This window comes from Halomonas sp. KO116 (assembly GCF_000734975.2).
Lineage (GTDB): Bacteria > Pseudomonadota > Gammaproteobacteria > Pseudomonadales > Halomonadaceae > Vreelandella > Vreelandella glaciei.
Genome location: NZ_CP011052.1, coordinates 701904 through 724597 on the forward strand (window position 1 = coordinate 701904; position 22694 = coordinate 724597).

Here is a 22694-nt window from a genome sequence, read left to right on the forward strand (position 1 = left end):
CGGTAAGGTGTTGACCCCATGTCATATTCTGAACTTTGCATAGAAGAGCGTGCGACGATCCAAGTCAGCCTCGCACAAGGCTTGAGCATCAGGAAGATAGCAGCCCTGCTTGAGCGGTCCCCGGCGACGATCAGTCGAGAGATACGGCGCAATGGATCGTCCGATGGCCATTACCGCCCGTCACACGCGCAACAGCGCCGTCATGACCGCCGAGACAATTGTCGACCAAGGCGAAAACTGTTTCCGGGCAGCCCTCGGTTCGCACTGATTCAGTACATGCTGCGTCGGCGCTTGTCACCCGAGCAGGTTAGCGGCAAGCTCAGGAATATGAATATCCCTGACCTCCGAGACGCCTACGTCTGCCGTGAAACGATCTACAGTGCTATCTACGCGTTGCCCGTCGGTGAGCTGCGAAAGGAACTGATTCACTGCTTGCGGCAAGGAAAATCCACCCGTAAGCCCCGACGTGGGCAAGTTGATCGACGCAACCAGATTCCTGATATGGTCAGCATCCACCTCCGCCCTCCCGAGGTAGAGAAACGTGAATTTCCCGGGCACTGGGAAGGCGACCTGATCAAAGGCAAGGGCAACGCATCGGCTGTCGGAACCCTGGTAGAACTGAAAAGCGGTTACCTGATCCTGGCGAAGATGAACGATGCGACCGCCACCTCGGCCGTGGAAGGCTTTAGCGCTGCGCTGAACCGGATGCCATTGGCTGCGCGGAAGAGCATGACGTATGACCAGGGGCGCGAGATGACGCAGCACGCCAAGATTACCCAGAATACCGGTATTGCCATTTATTTTTGCGACCCACATAGTCCGTGGCAGAGAGGCGCCAACGAAAATATCAATGGTCTCATACGGCAGTACTTGCCCAAGGGAACGGATCTATCGGTCTATACCCAGCAAGAACTGGATGAGATCGCACTTGAGTTGAACATGCGCCCCCGAAAGCGCTTCGACTTCAAGTGCCCTATTGAGGTGATGAGCGAGCAGATGGCGAAGTACCATGAGGCCCTGTCATCTATACATTGACGGTGTTGCACTCAGTGTCTGCATCCGCCCCTTTTGAACTTGATGAGTTGGTGGCCCGAGTGCAGGCGCTGACTCGTCGTCGTAGCGGACAAGCCCAAATTCTAAGCTATGGAGGGCTGGAAATGAACCTGAATAGGCGCGAAGTTTACCGTTCTGGTCAACGATTGAAGTTAACGCCTACGGCCTGGCAGCTTCTTGAAACGTTGCTGAGAGCCGCTCCAGAAGCAGTAAACAGGCAAAAGCTAGAAGCGGCAGTCTGGGGAGACAGAATTCCTGACAGCGATGTGCTTAAAGTTCATATGCATTATCTGCGCAAGACGGTGGATTCGGATTTCGTTTCGCGGTTAATACATACCGTGCCAGGCTTTGGTTTTGCTCTACGTGAAAATCATGAGCAAGGCTAATCCCAGCCTTCGTGGAGCCTTGATTCTAGTATTTACCGTCATCGCTTTTGTGCTCATCACTGGCTATAGTTTCTTATCAACACGGTATTTCATGAGTGGTATGGATACCATTATTGTCGATAACCTAAACTGGGCCGCCACTGTATATGCCGATGATGAGTCCGGCTCTAATCTCAAAGGTTTCGATAACTATAAAGTAACTCGTGAATGGCACGATCAGCCAGCCTTCATTGTTGAGTCAGAACCTACACCACCTATCGATAACCAGTTACAAAAATTAAATATGAAAGGTGAGGCCGAGCCCTTTAATCTAATGTTTTTTTATATGGCTGTGGATGTCCGTGGAGAAATCTTTTATGTGAGTTTTTACATTTCACCCGATACGGTCTCCGAAATGGTGAAGAGCCACGCCAGAGAATCACTAATAACGCTGCTCGTTATTGGGCTGGGATCCGCTGCTTCAGTAGCACTGGTGGTATGGTGGTTTTTATATCAGTTAGCTCGTCCCGTAGCCCGCCTTGGTGTTTGGGCCCGAGAGTTGAATGAAAAAACTCTGGATGACCACATTCCAGATTTTGGATTCCGGGACCTAAACGATTTTGCCCGGCTGGTACGCAATAGTCTGATTTCAGTAAAAGAAGGACTCGATAGGGAACAATCTTTTTTACGTCATACTAGTCATGAATTGCGTACGCCTATTAGTGTGATACAAAATAATATTGAGTTACTTCGCAAGCTAAAAGAGCATCAGGCTATATTGCGGAACGACCCGCGGGAAATAGCTGTAGTAGAACGTATAGAACGCGCAAGCCAAACTATGAAAGACTTAACGACAACCTTGTTATGGCTAGGAAAGACTGATAATGAACCACTTTTCATTAAAGATTTCAGGTTAGATTTACTGATAAAGAGTTTGGTCGATGATTTAGGCTATCTTTTGAAATATAAAGATATTACGGTTTCGTTAGTGACCAAGCCCTATAGTTGTAAGTTGCCGGAAGCTGCTGTTCAGATTGTGCTAGGAAATCTCATTCGCAATGCTTTTCAACATACGATGGAAGGCGGTATTTGTATTACGCAGAGGGATAGTGTTGTTGAGATAGTTAATGATCTCAACATAGAGAATGAGGAGGCTGACAGCCTTGGTTTTGGGCTGGGCTTAGAGTTGACTGCAAAACTTACCCACCGTCTTGGGTGGGGTTATCATCATACGATTAAGCAAAGCCAGGCGATCGTCTGCGTATGTTTAAACTCAGAAAAAGACCAAGCCAATAGACAGCAGCACGCTGTAAAGCAGCGTTGAGATGGCGGTTTTCTTCAACATGCTTGTCAGAGTCTCTCCATTACGTGTGCGGTGTAATGTCCTGGCGGCATCCGTCACCGGCTTGGCCACCAGCAGGCAACTCCATCCCGCTAATGGCACCGGCAGTACCAGCAGGTAGATAAGGGTAAGCAGCAGCGCCATCCCCAGCAGCGCCCAGTGGTACCTAATAGCGTTCGCGCGGCCCAGCCGCACTGCGAGGGTGCTCTTCCCGTTGCGTGCATCGCTTTCGATATCGCGCACGTTATTGACATTGAGCACGGCGGTTGCCAGCAACCCACACGCCGCCGCGGGTAGAAACGGTAGCCAACTTAGCTGCTGTACATGAAGGTAGTAAGTGCCTATTACCCCCAGTAGCCCGAAAAAAATAAAGACCGCAACGTCCCCCAGCCCCCGATAACCATAGGGCGTGCCACCTAGCCCAACGGTATAGGTCACTGCAGCCAATAAAGAAGCCGCCCCTAGCAGCACGAAGGTGAGAATCTCGCCCCACTGGTTGCCAAAGGCGGTCACCAATAAGAGTAGCCCCAACAGCGTGGCAGCAAGCGCGGTTATCACCATTCCCTTGCGCATTGCTTGGGGGCTAAGTAGGCCAGAGGAGACTGCACGCACAGGGCCGATACGTTGTGCGTCGTCAGCACCCGAAGCCGCATCACCATAATCGTTAGCTAGGTTTGAGAGTACTTGCAGCGCAACAGCCGTTAACAGGGCAAGCAGCAGCACGGCAGGATTAAAGGCCTGGGTCGTCGCCGCCAGTCCGCTGCCCAACAGAATAGATGCGCACGCCAGTGGTAAGGTGCGAGGGCGAGCTGCAAGTAGCCAAGCCTGGCGTTGACGCTGCGTAGCGAGTGGTTCCATTACGTCGATATCCTATTAACTATTCGCGGGTAAAAACGGGTAAAGTGCAGCAGTAAGAAACATGCAAGTATGTATGATTAATTGCTGAAAAGCAGATCTAAGTCAAAAAAACATCCTCGCTTTACGCCACACTGCAAATACTCCATACACCTTTAGTCTACGTGAGAATCGGCCGAGTTATTTAGACAATACAAATATGAGGCGCTAGCAACGCTTACCTAAAAGGTTATTTATGTACCTCACCGACCCTATTGAAGCTCTTAAGCACCAGCTTGATACGCTTGGTGAAACCGCTAAAAAGGGGTTTGTTCGCCTTAATACCCCTTGCCAGGTAGATAGCTTGATAGGGTGGCTAAACGTGCAAAGCGTGTTACCCCACATTTACTGGAAATCACGTGATGCTGACGCCGTCGAGCATGTGACGCTGGGGGCTGTTAAAGCGTTTGATTCGCTGGTGGCGCTTCAGGCTGACCTTGCCGCGCTGGCAGGTATTGGTGGCGAGCAGCCGGATTACTTCGGGGGTATGGCCTTTGACCCTGATTCGCCTGGTTGGCAGCACTTTCCTGGCTGTCACTTTTTGCTGCCGCGTATAGAACTTAGGCGCCAGGAAGGCGTGGGAACGCTGTCACTCAACCTGCGTTTCGATGATCGTTGCCCTGATACTGAAATAGCCCAGGCTCACGCCTGTTTAGTTGTTCTGAAAGCGGAGAAAGCGCTACCACGCCTGCTACCTTATATTTACCAGCGTGAAGACCGTCCTGCACAAAGAGAGTGGGCGGCGTGGGTAGAGCGGGTTACTCATCCAAACCATCTGGGTCACACGCCCAAGGTGGTGCTTTCCCGGCAGACGTGCCTAACCGCACCGGAAATGCCCAACCCTTGGGCGCTGCTGGCACACTGGCAGGCCGGTGCCGCCGACTGTTTTCACTTTGGTATCCAGCTCACTCCGCATGAGGCGTTTATTGGCTGCCCGCCAGAGCGGCTTTATAAGCGCGAAGGTAGGCACTTAATGACCGAAGCACTAGCGGGCACCACGCGTCGTGGGCAGGATGCCCAGCAAGATCAAGCGCTTGCTGATGCACTGCTGGCCGATAAGAAAAACAGTCTGGAAAACCAGTGCGTCTATCAGCAGCTTTTGACTCAGCTTGAGCCGCTCTCTTCTCAAGTCCAGATGGGCGAGGCGCATATTGTTAAGCTGCGCTCGGTGCAGCATATCCGTCGCCTGATTCACGCCGAGTTGCACCGAGACGTCACTGATCAGCAGTTGCTGGCAGTGCTGCCGCCTACCCCGGCGGTAGGCGGCGTTCCCCGCGAGTCGGCGCTGGCATTTATTCGCCAGCATGAGCGTCATCAACGCGGCTGGTATGCGGGCGTTTTCGGCCGAATCAGTCACACCAGCAGCGATCTGGCGGTGGCTATTCGCTGCGCCCATATCGGCCCAGAAGCGATTCGCCTTTATGCCGGTGCAGGCATAGTGGCAGGCTCCCAGTCGGACGAGGAGTGGCGCGAACTGGATACGAAAATCGCTGACATTATGTCGCTACTAGGGATGGGATAATGCATATGACAGCACCGACATCGAGCGGTTTTGCGAAAGCGCACGCCACCTTCAATCATGTGTGGGCGGCGTTGATGTTAGAAGAGCTTTACCGCTTGGGTGTGCGTGATATCGCACTGGCGCCGGGCTCACGCTCATCGCCGTTGACGATGGTCGCCAGCGAACACGCCGGGCTGCGCTGCCATTGCCATTTTGACGAACGTGGGCTGGGGTTTATGGCGTTGGGTATTGCCCGGGGCAGCCAGCGTCCGGTCGTTATTATTACCACCTCAGGCACTGCCGTGGCCAACCTTTACCCGGCGGTGGTGGAAGCAAATTTACTCGGCGTCCCGCTTATTGTGCTCTCTGCCGACCGCCCCATTGAGCTACTGGATAACGGCAGCAACCAGGCGATTGACCAACGGGATATTTTCTCCCGCTACACCATTGTTCACCACGACCTGCCGCCACCCGATGCTGAAATAAAAGCATCGTTTCTACTCAGCACGCTTGATCAAGCCGTCGACCAGCAGCGTCGTACCCCTGGGCCTATTCACATAAACTGCCGTTATCGCGAACCGCTTTACCCCGGCAACTGCCTGGTGGATGCCAGTGACTATCTCGCCCCGCTGAGGGACTGGCTGACGACTGTAAAACCGTGGAGTGATTGGTCATCCAGTACTGCGGTTCCAGCGCTCAACCACGCGTGGGAAACGTTTGCCCAGCAGCGCGGCCTGATCGTTGTAGGCAGTGTTGATGACCACAAGCAGGCGCAGCAGATTGTTGAGCTATCCAAGCAGTTGGGTTGGCCGCTACTGGCCGACATACAGAGCCAAATTCATTTTGACCCTCACAATCTGGTTCACTTCGATCTGGCGCTGCATGATGAGCGGTTTAGCGCTGAGCTCGCTAAAGCCGAGGTGCTGCTGCAGTTCGGTGGCCGGTTAATTTCCAAGCGGCTAACGCAATTTATTGCCCAGAAGCCCTGGCAGGATGTCTGGTTGGTGGATCCGCTGTCCCAGCGGTTGGATCCCGACTACTGCGTTAAGCGCCGTTTGGTAGGCTCGCCTGCCGACTTTATAGCCGCTTTGCCAACGATATCTGAACAACTCTCCTGGCATCAGCTGACTAGCCTCCAACGCCGCACTAGCCGGCTTGTCGAAGAGCGCTGTAAGACATTTTCAGAAGTGAGTATTTGTCACCATTTAGCGCAGTTGGCTGAAGGGCAGCTATTCATAGGCAACAGCCTGCCCGCGCGGCTAATGAATATGCTGGGAACGGATCGCCGAACGCCGCTGCAGGTATTTGCCAATCGCGGCGCGTCTGGTATCGATGGATTAATTGCCACCGCTTACGGCGTGAGTTTCACCCACTTAGGGCCAACCACCATCGTGCTGGGAGATACCAGCGCACTCCATGATCTCAACAGCTTGGCGCTGTTAAAGCAGGCGGTTCAGCCGCTGGTGGTGGTTATTCTCAATAATGATGGCGGTAGTATTTTCCATTTGCTGCCGGTGCCCAAAGAGGGCGAGCTGCTGGAGCGCTATTACCGCCAGCCCCACGGTTTGAGCTTTGAATATGCGGCAAAGATGTTTGGGCTTGGCTACTCAGCACCCTACTCATTGGATGCCTTTTCGGCGGCCTATACCCAGGCTCTGCAGGCGGGCGTTACGTTGATTGAGATTAAGGTGCCCCACCAGCAGGTGGCCGATGATCTGATAGCCCTTGGGGTAATGCTTCGGGAGGAACAGGGTGAGCAGTGAGTTTAAGCAAAAGTTACCCAAACCAACCCTGATCCTGCTGCACGGCCTGCTGGGCGACCGCCACGACTGGGCGGGAGTGAACGCTGGTTTGGAAGGTATAGATTGCCTAGCGTTGGACTTGCCTGGGCACGGTGAAAATCAACAGATACAGGTAGACTCTTTCGAAGCGTTTCATCACTGGCTCAGTGACACATTGTTGACTCACGGTGTTCGCCGTTACTGCCTGCTGGGTTACTCCCTGGGCGGGCGCTTGGCGCTGTACCATGCCAGCCGTCAGCCACCGGGGCTGGAAGCGCTCTGGCTGGAAAGTGCCCACCCAGGGCTGCCCGCCAGTGAGCGTTCTGCCCGAATTGCTCACGATGAACGCTGGGCAACACGCTTCGAGCAGGAACTATTGGGAAACGTACTTGCCGACTGGTACCAGCAGCCGGTATTTGCCGACTTAACCGGCGCCCAGCGCGGTCGGCAGATTCAACGTCGGCTAGCGAATCGTGGGCCAGCCATCGCCAGCATGCTGCGGTCATCTTCCTTGGGTCATCAGCCGTCACTATGGTCGTGGTTGGAAAATACCACGCTTCCGGTGAGCTACTTTTCGGGGCAGCGGGACGCCAAATTCCACACTCTGGCGTCTCATCTAGCAATGATGGCCCCCCGCCTGCGCCATATCACGCTGGAAGGGGGCCACAATCTTCATGCTGAGCAACCAGAGATGATTGCTCAACAGCTCAATGCCTGGTATCGCACGCTAGGCTAATGGTTATCAGCTGATCAGCATTAACCAGGGTAGGCCGATCACCAGCCAAACCACCAGGAATAGCAGTCCAAAGATCGCCCCTAGGCGCCAAAAGAGTGCGCTGGGCAGGTAGCCGCTGCCGTAGTAAACCGGGCTTGGCCCTGTGCCGTAGGGGGTGAGAATGCCCATAAAGCCCAGCGTGGGTAGCAGCAGCAGAATAAACATCTGCATATCCAGCCCGGCAATCCCCGTAGCCGCCGCCAGAATCACGGGTAGCAGGGCGGTAACGTGGGCAGTAACACTGGCAAAGAAGTAGTGCAGTAGATAGAAAATCACCACCAGCGCCACCATGGCCATCAGCGGGTCGAAGTGGCTTATCTGCCCGCCGACCACGCTGCCAAACCAGTTAACGAAGCCTACTTGGCTAAGCCCGCCCGCTAGTGCCACCAGGGTGGCAAACCATACAAAGGTATTCCAGGCTGCTCGGTTATCGAGAATATCGCTCCAGGTCACAATACCGGTTAACAACATGCCGCAGATCACCAGTAGACCCACCAGCGACCCAGAGATAATGTCGCCGGCAAAAATCCACAGCAGCAGGGCAGTGACCACCATAATAACCAGCATTATTTCATGGCGAGTCAGTGCCCCCAGCTTAGTCAGCTCCTCACCCGCCCAGTCGGAAATTTCATGGCCCGCTTTCACTTCAGGAGCGCATAGCCAGTAGCTCAGCAGCGGCACTAGCAGCAGTAGCAGAATGCCCACTGGCGCTACCGCCATAAACCACTGCCCCCAGTTGATATGGATACCGGTGGCGCTCTCGGTTAGCGCGATCGCCAATAGATTGGGTGCCAGGGCGGTCAAAAATAGTGAACTGGTCACACAGGTAGAGGCAAGCGCCGTCCACATCAAAAAGCTGCCCATGCGCTTCATGCTGGGGTCATTGGGGAGCGAATCGTAAAGCGGCGGTAGGTTACGAATGACTGGATAGATCGTGCCCGCACTGCGCGCCGTATTGGAAGGTGTAAAAGGCGCCAGAATGCCATCGGCAATCATCACCGCGTAGCCGAGGGTCAAGGTGCGTTTCCCCATTGCCTTGACCAGCCAGAGCGATATTCGCCTGCCCAGGCCGGTTTTTTCGTACCCCAGGGCAAACATAAAAGCGCCGAAAATCAGCCACACAGTGGAGTTGGTAAAGCCCGAAACCGCCCACGAAAAAGCTTGGCCCGCGGCATTAAATCCTTCGGTCGCTAGTTGCTCGGGAGAGAACAGCACCCATCTGGAAAGAAGTGCCACCAGGGTAACGCCGATAAGCCCCACCACTGCGCCTGGTAATGGTTCAAGAATCAGGCCCATAACGCAGCCCAGGAAAATAGCCAAGAAGTACCACGCGTGAGGCGCTAGCCCCGGGGGAGTGGGTATCAGCGCGATGATAATAGTAACTGCTAGCGGTGCTAATAGTTTCCATCGCGGTGAGGGTTGGGCATTGGACGTCATGCGGCACCTCTCTTCAATTTTTGCAGTAAGGACTTCTTTGTCGCTTGGTAGGCAGCCATCTGCCTGCAGTGAGTGGCTTGAAGAGTAGGGGGTGCGGCACGAGGGGAACAGCAATACCCGCTCGATTCACTGCTTACTTGATGTGCGTCAATAGTCTTTTCGACTAATGAGCAAGGTCTGCAACGGGCATGGTAAGTTCGAATAAAGAAGACGGCAGCGAAGATTGCCGCCAGTAACACCTTTGACCTGGCTAACGGAAGGGGTTGTCATGCAGCAGCGAGATTTCGATATCGTCATTGTAGGTGGGGGTGGCGCAGGTTTGCGCGCTGCTATTGGTGCTGCCGAGCAGGCCAAGGAGCAGGGCACCTCCCAGCGCATTGCGCTGCTGTCCAAGGTGTATCCCATGCGTTCCCACACCGTGGCGGCTGAAGGCGGCGCTGCTGCCGTTACCAGTGCCGAGGATTCCCATCAGGCGCATTTCGACGACACGGTGTCAGGCGGTGACTGGCTGGTTGAGCAGGGCGTCGTCGACTACTTTGTCCATCACGCTTATCAAGAACTGGTGCAGATGGAGCGATGGGGCTGCCCCTGGAGCCGGAAAGACGATGGCCAAGTGCAGGTGCGGCGCTTTGGAGGCATGAAAACGGCCCGCACCTGGTTCGCGGCTGACAAAACCGGCTTCCATATGCTCCACACCCTGTTCCAAACCTCGCTAAAGTACCCAGAGATCGAGCGCTTTGATGAGTTCTTTGTGCTCGATCTGGCGGTACATGAAGGTGCCGTGATTGGCGTGATTGCCCTGCAGATCGCCACCGGTGAACTGACCCTGCTGCGCGCTAAAGCGGTGATTCTTGCCACCGGCGGCGCTGGGCGCCTGTTCCGCTTCAATACCAACGCAGGCATTGTCACCGGCGACGGTATGGCGATGGCCTATCGTCATGGTGTGGCGCTGCGGGATATGGAGTTTGTGCAATACCACCCTACGGGCCTGCCCGGTTCTGGCATTTTGATTACCGAAGCGTGCCGGGGCGAAGGTGGCATTTTGCTTAATAAAGAGGGCTATCGCTATCTGCAGGATTATGGCCTTGGCCCGGAAACGCCGCTGGGCAAGCCGGAAAACAAATACATGGAGCTGGGGCCGCGAGACAAACTCTCTCAAGCCTTCTGGCAGGAGCAGCAGGCAGGCCGCACCGGCAAGTTTGGCGACAGCGACGTGGTGTATCTCGACCTGCGTCACTTGGGTGAAAAGACTATATTGGAGCGCCTGCCGTTTATCTGCGAGCTAGCCAAAGCCTATATCAATGTCGATCCGGTGAAAGAACCCATCCCCATTCGCCCGGCGGTTCACTACACCATGGGCGGAATTGAAACCAACCCCCAGTGCGAAACCTCAATCGCGGGGCTCTACGCCGCCGGGGAGTGTGCTTCGGTGGGGTTGCACGGCGCTAACCGCCTCGGCTCCAATTCGCTTACCGAGCTACTGGTGTTTGGCCGACTGGCCGGTGAGCAAGCCAGCAAGCGTGCGGCACAAACCGAGTGGGCCGATGAGCGCCTGCTGGAAGCCCAGGGTGACCGTCAGCAAGCTAAGCTGCTGCGCCTCTGTGACGGCACCGGGAGCGGGGAGAACTGGGTCGAACTCAAGCACGCCATGGTGCAGGCCATGGAGAGCGGCTGCGGTATTTACCGCACCGAAGAGGGCATGCGCCATTCTCTGGAGACCATGCGTCAGCTGCGCGCTCGCTTCAATGAAATACGCGTTAAAGATACCAGCAAGATATTCAACACCGAGCTACTGGAGTGCATTGAACTTGGCTATGGCTTGGATATCGCCGAAGCCTCATGCTTGAGTGCCCTGGAGCGCCGTGAATCCCGCGGTGCTCATCAGCGCCTGGATGAAGGCATGCAAAAACGCGACGACGTTAATTACCTCAAGCACAGCCAGGTGTTTTATCAAGGCGAAGCTCCGGCCGAACTGCACTGGCAGGATGTCGATGTGCGGTTTTCTGCACCAGCTGAGCGGGCCTATGGCGATGCAGGCAAAGGGGGCAAGGCATGAATACCGAGCAGATCAATGCTAAGAACGTCAGCACCAAGCACATTAGCGTCAAACGCTACATGCCCGACAGCTCGGCTGAACCCTATTGGCAGCAGTACGAACTGCCGGTGGACGACAGCACTTCTCTGTTGGATGCCCTCAACCATATCAAAGAGCAGCTCGATAGCACCTTGAGCTACCGCTGGTCGTGCCGGATGGCGATTTGCGGCTCCTGCGGGGTCATGGTGAACGGCATTCCCAAGCTGGGCTGCAAAACCTTCCTGCGCGATTATGAAGGCGATATTCGTATCGAGCCGCTGGCCCACTTCCCGGTACAGCGGGATCTGGTGGTGGATATGGCGATATTTCTTGAGCACCTGGCCGCGGTTAAGCCCTACCTTATCGATGACAATCCGGTAAAACCGTATGACCCACAGGCGCCGGAAACCTATCAGCAGTCACCCGAACAGCTCGCCCGCTATAAGCAGTTCGCTAACTGCATTAATTGTGGCCTCTGCTACTCGGCCTGCCCGCAGTTCGGGCTTAACCCTGAGTTCCTTGGCCCAGCGGCGCTAACGCTGGCCCACCGTTACAACCTGGATAGCCGCGACCACGGCAAGAAGCAGCGTATGGCCGAACTTAACCGTCATGAGGGGGTGTGGAGCTGCACTTTTGTGGGCTTCTGTTCAAAAGTGTGCCCCAAACACGTTGACCCCGCCGCTGCGGTCAATCAGGGCAAGGTCGAGGCGGCCAAACACACGCTTATTGCGTTGTTTAAAGGGTAGAGTGAGGAGAACGAATATGGATAAGTCGACATCGCAACGCCTGCCACCGCTAAAGCGCAACTGGTGGCTAAAACACCGCTTTTTTAAGCTATATATGCTGCGTGAAGCCACGGTGCTACCGCTGCTGTTTTTCACGCTCTGCTTACTCGCCGGTATGGTTACTCTTCTTCAAGGGGCAGAAAGCTGGCAAGGGTGGATCGCCTTTATGGGCTCTCCCATCGTATTAGTGCTGAATCTTCTCGCACTGGCCGCCAGCTTGTTTCACGCTGCCACCTTCTTTGTGCTGTTTCCGCGGGTCATGCCGCTACGCATCGCCGGGCATAGCCTGCCTGACCAAGTCATTGTTGCTGGGCAGTGGGCGGGAGTCGTAGCGGTCGCGCTACTGTTTTTCTGGCTATTTGGGAGGGCTTGAACATGGAGAAAATAGCCATGAATAAACACAGCACTCAGCACAAACAGGCCTATGATGAGCCGCTTTGGTGGGGACTGTTTAGCGCGGGCGGCGTCTGTTTTGCCGTCTTGCTACCCGCCGTTATTCTCTTTATCGCCGTTCTACTGCCCCTTGGCCTGCTGCCCGCCGATGCACTGAGCTATGAGCGGGCATCAACGCTGCTGTTCAGCGTACCGGGCTTTCTGTTTGTTGGGGCGGTAGTGTGTTTACCGCTATTTCATGCCGCCCACCGCCTGCGCCATGGGATGTTTGATATCAGCGTGGGCAATGACGCACTCAACAAAAAGCTGATGTACGGCGGCACTGCGCTGCTCAGTATTGTGGCGCTGGGTTTAGTCGTCACAGGTATGCTGAATTAAAAGGCTCGCTGTCAGCATTTCGCCCCAACCGATAAAAAGAGACTGGCATGATCAACGGACTCACTGAAACGGAACTCTATGCGCCGGTAGAGTGGCAGGATCGCTCAGATGGCTATCAGGATATTCTGTATCACACCACTGCCGATGGCATTGCGCGCATCACCATCAACCGGCCCGAGGTACGCAACGCCTTTCGCCCGCTAACGGTTAGCGAGATGGCCCAAGCGCTTAACCGCGCTCGCCACGACAGCACCATTGGCGCCATTCTGCTCACTGGTGCAGGCGACAAAGCGTTCTGTTCCGGCGGTGACCAGCGCATTCGCGGTGACTACGGCGGTTACCAGGATGAAGAGGGCACCCACCACCTCAACGTGCTGGACTTCCAGCGTGATATTCGCACCTGCCCCAAGCCGGTGGTCGCCATGGTGGCGGGCTACGCCATCGGTGGCGGTCACGTGCTGCATATGATGTGCGACCTGACCATCGCTGCCGATAACGCCATCTTTGGCCAGACCGGACCCAAAGTTGGCTCCTTCGATGGCGGCTACGGCGCCTCTTATATGGCGCGCATTGTGGGCCAAAAAAAGGCCCGGGAAATCTGGTTTCTGTGCCGCCAGTACGATGCCGCCCAAGCGCTTGAAATGGGGCTGGTCAATCATGTGGTGCCCCTGGCAGAGTTGGAAAAAGAGAGTGTGCGTTGGTGCCGCGAGATGCTGCAGCATAGCCCTATGGCACTGCGTTGCCTGAAAGCTGCACTCAATGCCGACTGCGACGGCCAGGCCGGGCTTCAAGAGCTGGCGGGTAACGCCACCATGCTCTACTACATGACCGAAGAGGGGCAGGAGGGCCGTAACGCCTTCAACGAAAAGCGCCGCCCGGACTTCTCCCGCTACCCGCGCAACCCTTAATGCAGCTGGCCCTTTACCGCTACTCCCTCCAGTTCCGCCAGCCGCTAATGTTTAAAGGACAGCGGCTGACGAACAGAGAAGGGCTGTTAGTTTCTATTAACGGGCAGTGGGGCGAGATTGCCCCGCTACCTGGTTTCTCGACTGAAACCCTGGCGGAAGTAGAAGCCGAAAGTTTGTCTTGTCTGGCTGCTTTAAAGCGCGGTGAGATAGCCTCCCCAGCGCTTCCGTCGGTGCAGTTTGGGTTCGACTGCGCCCAGCGCTCGTGGCCAAACAATCTTCCTACGCCTTTGTCGCCTTACCCGCTGCTCCAGGGAGCACCCGCGGAGTTGATAGAGTCTCTTTCAACCGCCGGTTGGCTAGCGTCGCCGCCGTCTCGGCTCAAGCTGAAAGTGGCACGCTATGCTATGGAGGAAGAACTGGCGTTGATCGAACAGCTTGCCGCTCGGCTGCCCTCCACCAAGCTGATTCTGGATGCCAACGGCGGCTGGACGCGGGAAGAGGCCCAGCGCTTCTGTGAGCGCCTACCCCTTGCGCAAATCGACTACCTGGAAGAACCCTGTGCTGCTTTTGATGACACCATCGCCGTGGCAGAAGCGACTGGGGTGGCCATTGCTCTGGATGAAACGTTATCGCGCCGGGAAGAGTGGCACTGCCACCCACAACTCAAAGCCCTGGTAATCAAACCCACGCTGATCGGCTCGCTAAGTGCCTGTGAAGTGCTCGTTCAACGGGCAAGTGCGGGTAATCTACGCGTGGTGATCTCCTCCAGCTTTGAATCCGATTTGGGACTTGGGTTGCTTGCTCGGTTGGCCGGCGAGTGGGCACCCCATGATCCGCCAGGGCTGGATACGGGGCATTGGCTCACCGAGCGCGTGACCACTGCCATGGGCGAAGTGATGACAGAAAACATGCATTGTCTCTCTAAATTGGAAAATTCAGCGTGATAGACACCTGCCCCATTCACTACTGGGCCAAAGAGACCCCTGAGAAAATCGCCATAGAGGCGGGTTCGGCGAAGCTTAGTTACCGAACGCTCAACCGCCGCGTAGCGTGTTTAGCACAGCAACTGGCTCGGAAAGGTTTTGTGCCAGGTGATCGGCTAGTCGTCCCTGCCAAAGGCTCGCTTGAATCCTTGCTGCTGGCGTGGGCCTGCCTGCGGGTCGGGGTGATTTTCTGCCCGCTTAACCCAGCATTTCCTGTTACTCAGCAGCTTGGCCTGGCCAAGCGCTTGCAGGCTGGCCGCGTTTGCCAGACGGAAAGTGACAATGATTACGCTTCACAGCTAACGCCGGTCACCCTCGATTTTCTGGCGGAAGCTGATGCAGGTGAGACTCCGTCGTTTAATGGCAGCCAGCTGTGCAACACGATTTTTACCTCAGGCTCCAGCGGCACACCCAAGGCGGTGCTACATCGCTTGGCCAATCATTTGGCCTCGGCGCGGGGATCGGCAGGGTTTATTCCGGTTGATCAAAACAGTGGCTGGCTGTTGTCGCTGCCGCTGTTTCATATCGGTGGCTACGCTATCCCGTTTCGCGTTTTTAAGGCAGGTGGGCGGATTATTCTTGATGACGAGCCGCAAACGCTGCCAGCACGCCTTGAACATCAGTCGATTACCCACCTTTCACTGGTGCCCACCCAGCTCTGGCGGTTGCTGCAAGCGGGCTTTGCGCCCCAGCGCACGCAACTGCGCGAGCTGCTACTGGGCGGCGCGGCGATTCCCGCACCGCTGGTGGCGAAGATGACATCACTGGGGCTAACACCGAAAGTCAGCTATGGGCTGTCCGAGATGGCCAGCCAAGTCTGCACCGGTATTCCCACCGCACCTGGCGTTGTCGGTAGGCCGCTGCCAGGCCGTGAGGTGAGGGTTGTTGAGGGTGAGATACAGGTGCGCGGCGAGACCCTATTCTGCGGCTATCTGGATAACGGCAGGATGGATCCAGCCCTCAACGATGAGGGTTGGTTTGCTACCCGGGATAAGGGACACTTAACTTCGAAAGGTGCGCTAGTGGTGGAGGGGCGGCTCGATAACGGTTTTATCTCCGGGGGCGAGAATATTCAGCCGGAAGCTATCGAGCAGCGTTTGGTCGATCATCCCAGCGTCGCTCAGGCGCTAGTGGTGCCGGTGCCTCACCCCGAGTGGGGTGAGCGTCCGGTGGCATTTATCGACTGGCATGCGAACTCCGTATCAAGCAAGACGCTAGCCGCCTGGGTGCGTGATGTGCTGCCCGGCTTTATGGTGCCCGATGCCTGGTTAGCTTGGCCGCCTAGGGTAGGCTTTAAACCTTCCCGTAAGCAGTTTGCTGAGCTGGCACGGACACACGTAAATTTTGTCGTTTAGCGACGCGACCTTTTAAACTTTTCTCTTTATTCGGCTTATCCAGCTAGGTCAGCGTCAGTGCCAGCGGCATTCAGCATGGCGTGGAGCAGAACGTTGCAACCTGCATGGACATGCTCCGGCGTCGCGCTTTCGATCTCGTTATGGCTGATGCCATCTTTGCAGGGAATAAAGATCATGGCGGCGGGGGCTACGCGGCCAACAAACATCGCATCATGGCCCGCACCGCTGATGATATCCATGTGCGATAGGCCGAGCTTCTCAGCCCCATCACGTACAGCATCAACACATTCCTTATTGAAGTATTCCGGGGCAAAATCCGCCGTAGGCGTTAATTCATACGCCAGGCCATGGCGTTGGCAGATTTCTTCCACGGCGGCCGCGACAGCTTGGCCCATCGTGATAAGCGCTTCCGGTTCCCAGTGGCGCATATCTAATGTCATTTTGACTTGGCCGGGAATCACGTTACGCGAACCAGGATGCAGCGTCATACAGCCCACCGTGCCACGCCCGTGGGGCTGATGATCAAAGGCGATACGGTTGAGTGCTTGGGTGACTTCGGCTGCCCCCATCATGGCATCCCGACGTAGGTTCATCGGCGTAGGGCCCGCGTGGGCTTCAAGTCCGGTCAGCGTTAAGTCGAACCACTTCTGACCAAGCCCGCCGATCACCACGCCAATGGTAGTGTCGGTATCTTCCAGGATCGGGCCCTGTTCAATGTGCGGCTCAAAGTAGGCTTTTATCTCGCTTGGCGAGACGCTGTCGCTGCCGCGGTAGTGGATGGCGTCCAGAGCATCGCTTACTGTGACGCCCTCTGCGTCAGTGCGCGCCATCATGGCGTCAAATGCAAGCTCGCCAGTGAATACGCCCGAACCCATCATGCAGGGCGGAAAACGGCAGCCCTCTTCGTTGGTCCAGGCGACGACTTCGATAGGGGATTGAGTAGTGATGTTGTACTGGTTAAGGGTACGAATCACCTCCAAGCCGGAGAGCACGCCGAAGCACCCATCATACTTGCCGCCGGTAGGCTGGCTATCCAGGTGACTACCCGCCATCACGGTTTTGGCATCAGGGTCGCTGCCTTCTCGGCGGGCAAAAATATTGCCGATATTATCAATGCGAATGGTGCAGCCTTCAGCGCGGCACCATTGAATAAACAGATCCCGCCCCTGGCGTTCTAAATCGGTGAGTGCCTGACGGTTAACGCCGCCTTTGGCGGTGGCACCTAGCTTGGCCAACTCCATAAGCGATTCCCAAAGTCGATCGCTGTCAGTGCGTAAGTCAGCGATGGCGATTTTCGGTTCAATAAGCGAGTTCATATCAATTCCTTTTATTGAGCACGGAGGAAGCTGGCGACTCCCCGATTTATTATTTGGCTCATTGCTAGAGTAGAGACAAAAAAGCCCGTGATACGTATACATTATCTAACGTGAACAAAAGAAAAGCGTAATTTTACAAACGTGTGTGGTGGCGCATGCTGAGACCATGTCTTATAGCGATGGAGCTAGACACCATGTTTGGAATAAAAAGCAAAACCAAGACGCAAACCTCACCTTCTTCGATGGGGGAATCACCCTCAAAAACGGCGCTTAATCAGCACTACTGGATGCCTTTTAGCGCCAACCGCGATTTCCATGCCAACCCGCGGGTTATCGCCGGAGCGGAAGGGCGTTACTACATTGATGATCAGGGTCGTAAGCTATTTGATTCGCTTTCCGGATTATGGACCTGCGGCGCGGGGCACAACCGCGAAGAGATCCAAAAGGCCGTGTCGGCGCAGTTAGGCAGCCTCGACTTTGCGCCAGGTTTTCAGCTTGGCCATCCGCTGGCGTTTAAACTGGCGGAAAAGGTTGCCAGCCTCACACCTGCCGGGCTAGATCACGTGTTTTTTACCAACTCAGGTTCTGAAGCCGCTGATACCTCTATCAAAATGGCCAAGGCCTACTGGCGGTTAAAAGGTAAGCCTGAGAAAACCCGCATGATTGGCCGTGCCAAGGGCTATCACGGGGTGAATATCGGTGGCACCAGCCTGGGCGGTATCGGTGGCAACCGGAAACACTACGGCCAGTTATTGGATGTAACGCATCTGCCGCACACCCTTCAGGCGGGCCACGCCTTCACCCGTGGCCAAGCGGAAACCGGTGCTGAGCTTGCCGATGCGCTGCTCGATCAAATCGCTCTTCACGATGCTTCTACTATTGCGGCGGTGATTGTTGAGCCAATGTCCGGCTCGGCGGGGGTGATCGTACCGCCAAAAGGTTATTTGGATCGGCTGCGCGAGATCTGTACCGCTAACGATATTCTGCTGATTTTCGATGAAGTGATCACCGCCTTTGGCCGCAGCGGCGCAACGACAGGCGCGGAAGCGTTTGGCGTGACGCCGGATATCATGAACGTGGCCAAGCAGATCACTAACGGCGCCATTCCTATGGGTGCGGTCATTGCTTCCAGTGAGATTTTTGACACCTTCATGAACGCCGGTGGCCCCCAACACGCCGTTGAGTTCTCCCATGGTTACACGTATAGCGCCCACCCCGTAGCTTGCGCGGCGGGGCTAGCGGCCCTTGAAATGATGGAGCGTGAAAACTTCCCCGCTCAGGTGAACGCGATCGCGCCGACTTTTGAGCAGAAGCTGCACGCCTTAAAAGGCCGCAATCATATTGTCGATATTCGTAACTACGGCTTGGCCGGTGCTATTCAGCTAACCCCCCGCGACGGCGATCCAACGATCCGCCCCCGCGATGCGCACATGGCGCTCTGGGAGGCTGGCTTCTACGTGCGCTACGGCGGTGACACGATGCAGTTTGGCCCTCCCTTTGGCTCCACTGAGGCTGAGCTAGAGCGGCTGTTCGATGCCGTTGCGACCACCTTGGATTCGTTAGCCTAATCTACTGATCAACTTCAGCGAGTTTAACTATAGAGAGTTTAACTATGAGTGTTGTTTCCCACCTGATTAACGGTGAGTTAGTCGAGAGTAAGCGCACGCTGGATGTCACCAATCCCTCAACGGGAAAAGTGATTCGCCAAGTCGCTGATGCGGATGCCGCCGACGTAGAGCGCGCCATTGCCGCCGCCCAGGCGGCTTTCCCTGCTTGGCGCGATACGCCACCCGCCAAGCGCGCCCAGGTGATGTACCGTTTTAAGCAGTTGCTGGAAGAGCACGCTGGCCGTCTAGTGCAACTGGTCAGCGAAGAGCATGGCAAAACCCCAGAAGATGCCATGGGCGAGCTTAAGCGTGGCATTGAGAACGTCGAGTACGCCTGCGGTGTACCGGAACTGCTCAAAGGCGAGTATTCCCACAACGTAGGGCCAGGCATTGATGCATGGTCAAACTTCCAGCCCTTAGGCGTGGTCGCGGGCATTACCCCGTTTAACTTCCCCGCCATGGTGCCGCTGTGGATGTACCCCATGGCGATTGCCTGCGGTAATACCTTTATCCTCAAGCCATCTGAGAAAGACCCATCCGCCTCAATGGCCGTGGCCTAACTGCTGCAAGAAGCGGGGCTGCCTAAAGGCGTGATGAACGTCATTCATGGCGGTCGCGAAGCAGTGGAAACACTCTTGGATGCCAAGGCCGTTAAAGCCATTTCGTTTGTTGGCTCTACGCCCGTGGCGGAAGCGATTTACTCACGCGGTTCCGCAGCCGGTAAGCGTGTTCAGGCGTTGGGTGGGGCGAAGAACCACGCTGTCGTCCTGCCGGATGCTGATTTGGAAAACGCCGCCAATACTCTTATGGGCGCGGCTTACGGTAGCTGTGGCGAGCGTTGCATGGCGATTTCAGTGGCGGTATGCGTCGGCGATGAAACGGCCAATCGCCTGGTCGAAACCATGCTGCCTAAAATCGCTCAGCTCAAAGTGGGCCCTGGCACTGACAAAGGCCTGGATATGGGTCCGCTGGTAACGGCAGAGCACCGCGATAAAGTGCTCGGCTTCATCGAAGATGGCGTTAACGCCGGTGCAACGCTGGTGGCCGATGGCCGTGGCCTTAAAGTGGCGGGGCATGAAGAGGGCTATTTTGTTGGTGGCTGCTTGTTCGATAACGTTACCGCTGAGATGCGTATTTACCAGGAAGAGATCTTCGGGCCAGTGCTTTGCATCGTGCGGGTCGGCAGTTTGGACGACGCCATGCAGCTAATTAACGATCATGAATATGGCAATGGCACCTGCCTATTCACTCGCGATGGCGAGGCCGCCCGCCGTTTTACCGACGCTATTGAGGTTGGCATGGTGGGGGTGAACGTACCGCTGCCCGTGCCGGTGGCTTATCACAGCTTTGGTGGCTGGAAACGTTCTCTGTTTGGTGACCTTCACGCCTACGGGCCGGACTCGGTGCGCTTCTATACCCGCCGTAAAGCGGTTTCCCAGCGCTGGCCATCGGTTAGCGAAGCGACCCGGGCAGAGTTCTCGTTCCCCAACAATCAAAGTTGACGTCTTAGGGTAACTAGGACATCTTCTCAGCACCGTCGCCCTGCGATGGTGCTTTTTTTGGTGCGTACTTCAGACGTATAGGGACGAGGACAGCGTGGCGAGAACCCAGGACGAAATTCGGCAAACCAATGTAAAAAAGATTCTCCAGGCGGCAGAGCAGCTGTTTGCCGAAAAAGGCTACGCAGGTGCCTCCATGGGTGAAATCGCCCAACTGGCAGAGATCCCCAAATCCAATGTGCACTACTACTTCTCGACCAAAAAAGCGCTGTATCAAGATGTTCTGTTAGAGCTTCTCGAAGTGTGGAAACAGGATGCGCTCTGTTTCGAGCTTTACGATGATCCTCGCGTCGTGCTTTCCACCTATATTCGCGCCAAGATGACCCACTCCCGCAACCGCGCCCACGGCTCAAAAGTATGGGCGGCCGAAGTGATGCAGGGCGCCCCGATGCTTAAGGAGCGCCTTCGCGACAATCTTTACGAATGGGCCAAGCTGAAAGAGTCGAAAATCCGCGAATGGGTAGAATCAGGCCAGATCACCCCCGTCGAGCCTTCCTACCTGCTCTATATGATCTGGGCCTCCACCCAGCACTACGCTGATTTCGACTACCAAATCTACCTGCTCAACGATAACCAGCCGCTGGACGATCTACAGTTCGAAAAAGCCGTTCAGTCGGTTACCTCGGTGATTTTGCGAGGGATTGGGTTGACGGCGTGAGCGAACAAAGATGGCTTGAAGACATTTAAGTGTACGCCTAGACTATATATACATAGTTTAGGCGTACACTTATGGATCATATGGTAGCCCGCCAACGATTGGATGCATGGGATCGCCAGGGGCGTAATATCTTCACGTTGCGAGATCTCGCCAAGCTGTTCCATGAAGATAACCCGAAAACGCTACAAGAGGGCGTGAACCGTCTTCGCCGCCATGGAGTACTGGAAAGGGTTGCGCGGGGAATCTATCACTATGCACTGTCTCGAACCCCAGATGCTTATCGGCTGGAGCGTATCGCCCGGGCCATGCGGCGCGGCGAATACAGCTATGTTTCTTTAGAGTCTGCCTTATCTGAATACGGCGCCATCTCACAGATTCCGGTTGATCGACTGACCATTATGACCACCGGCCGAAAGGGAACCTATTACACGCCTTATGGCACCATTGAGTTCACCCATACACGCCGCCCAGTCACCGAGCTGATGGGGCGCATGAAAGATATTGGCCGCCCCCTCAAAATCGCGACGCCTGAAGCCGCTTGGGCGGATCTAAAGCGCGTAGGTAGAAATACTCATCTAGTGGATACCGAGGTGTTGAATGAACCGGATTGAGCCTGGGGATTATGAACAGCTAGTGGCGCAAGCCATGGAGGATCCAGCCCGTACAGCGATGCGGCCGGTGATTGAAAAGGAATTGCTCCACTTCGATATTCTATATGCGCTTGATAGAGAGGGGCTGCTCGACGCGTTGACGTTTCAGGGCGGGACTTGCTTACGGCTTTGTCGAGGATCGCCAAGATTTAGTGAAGATCTGGATTTTGTAGGAGGCCAAGACTTTAAACGCGAAGATTTTATGCGGATCAAAGAATGTATTGAAGCGTACATTAGCCGACGCTATCGCCTTGAGGTCACGGTGAAAGCACCCAAAGAGCTCAAAGACGATCCTCGATACGCCGATATACATGTCGACAAGTGGCAGGTTGCTGTTGTGACCTCGCCCATGAGGCCAGACATTCCGAAGCAGCGAATCAAGTTGGAGATTGCGAATATTCCTGCTTATACCCGTGAGGCACATGCGATCCAGATTCATTACCCTTTTCTGCCGGATGGATATAGTGATCTTTTGGTGGTCACTGAGAGCGACGATGAGATTATGGCGGATAAGCTCGTCTCGCTGGTGAATACGAAAAAGTATGTGCGCCACCGGGATATCTGGGATCTGCAGTGGTTAAAGCAGCAGGGCGCAGCCCCCAACCTTGATTTACTTCAGCGCAAACTCGCGGACTACCGTGTTGATGATTACTCAACCAAGGCGCGTAGCATAATTGAGAGGCTGCCAGCCATCATTTCAGGCTCTGCCTTTCACTCAGAAATGACTCGGTTTCTACCTGCTGACACGCTGGCGAGAACGCTGGATAATCCGCGGTTCGCTGGCTTTCTGTCGCGTGAACTTACCACAATGCTTAGTACCGCCGTGGCAACGCTTGAGGGGCGTGGTTCAAATACAGCACCACCTGAATTTAAGCTCTGA

General features: G+C 55.4%; 20 protein-coding genes and 1 pseudogene. 18 read left to right on the forward strand and 3 right to left on the reverse strand.

Annotation, left to right across the window (positions count from 1 at the left end):
• Positions 1-18: 18 nt before the first annotated feature.
• The 3 genes from KO116_RS03265 to KO116_RS03275 are packed head-to-tail and all read left to right on the forward strand — an operon-like array spanning position 19 to position 2742.
• Positions 19-1035, forward strand: coding sequence for an IS30 family transposase (locus KO116_RS03265; RefSeq protein WP_035565389.1), 1017 nt, complete (start codon positions 19-21; stop codon positions 1033-1035).
• A 14-nt stretch (positions 1036-1049) separates the two neighbouring features.
• The gene (locus KO116_RS03270; RefSeq protein WP_200897127.1) at positions 1050-1439 is read left to right on the forward strand and encodes a response regulator transcription factor; all 390 of its coding nucleotides are present in this window, start codon (positions 1050-1052) and stop codon (positions 1437-1439) included.
• Entirely contained in the window at positions 1426-2742 is a 1317-nt protein-coding gene (locus KO116_RS03275; RefSeq protein ID WP_035560989.1) for a sensor histidine kinase, read from the forward strand. Before KO116_RS03270 ends, KO116_RS03275 begins: the two co-directional genes overlap by 14 nt.
• Here KO116_RS03275 and KO116_RS03280 read toward each other — a convergent pair.
• A complete protein-coding gene (locus KO116_RS03280; protein WP_035560992.1) occupies positions 2692-3618 on the reverse strand; it encodes a 1,4-dihydroxy-2-naphthoate polyprenyltransferase in 927 nt (308 codons plus the stop codon). The two genes, KO116_RS03275 and KO116_RS03280, sit on opposite strands and share 51 nt — an antisense overlap.
• A gap of 232 nt (positions 3619-3850) precedes the next feature.
• Between KO116_RS03280 and KO116_RS03285 the strand changes: the two genes are divergently transcribed.
• Genes KO116_RS03285 through menH form a run of 3 tightly spaced genes read left to right on the forward strand, consistent with a single transcriptional unit; the run spans position 3851 to position 7672 of the window.
• Positions 3851-5176 (forward strand): isochorismate synthase, encoded by a 1326-nt coding sequence (locus KO116_RS03285; RefSeq protein ID WP_035560995.1) that lies wholly within the window; start codon positions 3851-3853, stop codon positions 5174-5176.
• Positions 5177-5181: 5 nt separating this feature from the next.
• Positions 5182-6918: a 2-succinyl-5-enolpyruvyl-6-hydroxy-3-cyclohexene-1-carboxylic-acid synthase gene (gene menD, locus KO116_RS03290; RefSeq protein ID WP_035561579.1), complete on the forward strand. Its 1737-nt coding sequence runs from the start codon at positions 5182-5184 to the stop codon at positions 6916-6918.
• Positions 6908-7672: a 2-succinyl-6-hydroxy-2,4-cyclohexadiene-1-carboxylate synthase gene (gene menH / locus KO116_RS03295; RefSeq protein WP_035560998.1), complete on the forward strand. Its 765-nt coding sequence runs from the start codon at positions 6908-6910 to the stop codon at positions 7670-7672. The genes menD and menH overlap by 11 nt, the downstream gene beginning before the upstream one ends.
• Before the next feature lie 6 nt (positions 7673-7678).
• Here the strand turns inward: menH and KO116_RS03300 are convergent, their stop codons facing one another.
• Positions 7679-9148 carry an anion permease gene (locus KO116_RS03300; protein ID WP_035561002.1) on the reverse strand — a complete coding sequence of 490 codons (1470 nt, stop codon included), beginning with the start codon at positions 9146-9148 and terminating at the stop codon, positions 7679-7681.
• Between the two features lie 268 nt (positions 9149-9416).
• Between KO116_RS03300 and frdA the strand changes: the two genes are divergently transcribed.
• Genes frdA through menE form a run of 7 tightly spaced genes read left to right on the forward strand, consistent with a single transcriptional unit; the run spans position 9417 to position 16024 of the window.
• Positions 9417-11204 carry a fumarate reductase (quinol) flavoprotein subunit gene (frdA, locus tag KO116_RS03305; protein ID WP_035561005.1) on the forward strand — a complete coding sequence of 596 codons (1788 nt, stop codon included), beginning with the start codon at positions 9417-9419 and terminating at the stop codon, positions 11202-11204.
• The gene (locus KO116_RS03310; RefSeq protein ID WP_200897129.1) at positions 11201-11968 is read left to right on the forward strand and encodes a succinate dehydrogenase/fumarate reductase iron-sulfur subunit; all 768 of its coding nucleotides are present in this window, start codon (positions 11201-11203) and stop codon (positions 11966-11968) included. The genes frdA and KO116_RS03310 overlap by 4 nt, the downstream gene beginning before the upstream one ends.
• 16 nt (positions 11969-11984) lie before the next feature.
• Positions 11985-12380: a fumarate reductase gene (locus KO116_RS03315; protein ID WP_035561008.1), complete on the forward strand. Its 396-nt coding sequence runs from the start codon at positions 11985-11987 to the stop codon at positions 12378-12380.
• 17 nt (positions 12381-12397) lie between these two features.
• A complete protein-coding gene (frdD, locus tag KO116_RS03320) occupies positions 12398-12778 on the forward strand; it encodes a fumarate reductase subunit FrdD (protein ID WP_035561585.1) in 381 nt (126 codons plus the stop codon).
• 47 nt (positions 12779-12825) lie between these two features.
• Positions 12826-13686 (forward strand): 1,4-dihydroxy-2-naphthoyl-CoA synthase, encoded by an 861-nt coding sequence (menB, locus tag KO116_RS03325; protein WP_035561010.1) that lies wholly within the window; start codon positions 12826-12828, stop codon positions 13684-13686.
• Positions 13686-14630 (forward strand): o-succinylbenzoate synthase, encoded by a 945-nt coding sequence (gene menC, locus KO116_RS03330; RefSeq protein ID WP_035561013.1) that lies wholly within the window; start codon positions 13686-13688, stop codon positions 14628-14630. The genes menB and menC overlap by 1 nt, the downstream gene beginning before the upstream one ends.
• A complete protein-coding gene (menE, locus tag KO116_RS03335; protein WP_035561017.1) occupies positions 14627-16024 on the forward strand; it encodes an o-succinylbenzoate--CoA ligase in 1398 nt (465 codons plus the stop codon). The genes menC and menE overlap by 4 nt, the downstream gene beginning before the upstream one ends.
• A gap of 35 nt (positions 16025-16059) precedes the next feature.
• Here menE and KO116_RS03340 read toward each other — a convergent pair whose 3' ends face one another.
• A complete protein-coding gene (locus tag KO116_RS03340; RefSeq protein ID WP_035561021.1) occupies positions 16060-17340 on the reverse strand; it encodes a Zn-dependent hydrolase in 1281 nt (426 codons plus the stop codon).
• Between the two features lie 194 nt (positions 17341-17534).
• On the opposite strand from KO116_RS03340, the gene KO116_RS03345 reads away from it, so the two are divergent.
• From KO116_RS03345 to KO116_RS03365, 5 genes and pseudogenes are all read left to right on the forward strand, one after another.
• Complete coding sequence (locus KO116_RS03345) at positions 17535-18908, forward strand: aspartate aminotransferase family protein (RefSeq protein WP_082072544.1); 1374 nt, start codon at positions 17535-17537, stop codon at positions 18906-18908.
• 44 nt (positions 18909-18952) lie between these two features.
• A pseudogene (locus tag KO116_RS03350) lies at positions 18953-20449 on the forward strand (CoA-acylating methylmalonate-semialdehyde dehydrogenase).
• A gap of 94 nt (positions 20450-20543) precedes the next feature.
• The gene (locus KO116_RS03355; RefSeq protein WP_035561025.1) at positions 20544-21164 is read left to right on the forward strand and encodes a TetR/AcrR family transcriptional regulator; all 621 of its coding nucleotides are present in this window, start codon (positions 20544-20546) and stop codon (positions 21162-21164) included.
• Between the two features lie 71 nt (positions 21165-21235).
• On the forward strand, positions 21236-21775 hold the full coding sequence (gene abiEi / locus KO116_RS03360; protein ID WP_035561028.1) for a type IV toxin-antitoxin system AbiEi family antitoxin: 540 nt from the start codon (positions 21236-21238) through the stop codon (positions 21773-21775).
• Positions 21762-22694 (forward strand): nucleotidyl transferase AbiEii/AbiGii toxin family protein, encoded by a 933-nt coding sequence (locus tag KO116_RS03365; protein ID WP_035561030.1) that lies wholly within the window; start codon positions 21762-21764, stop codon positions 22692-22694. The genes abiEi and KO116_RS03365 overlap by 14 nt, the downstream gene beginning before the upstream one ends.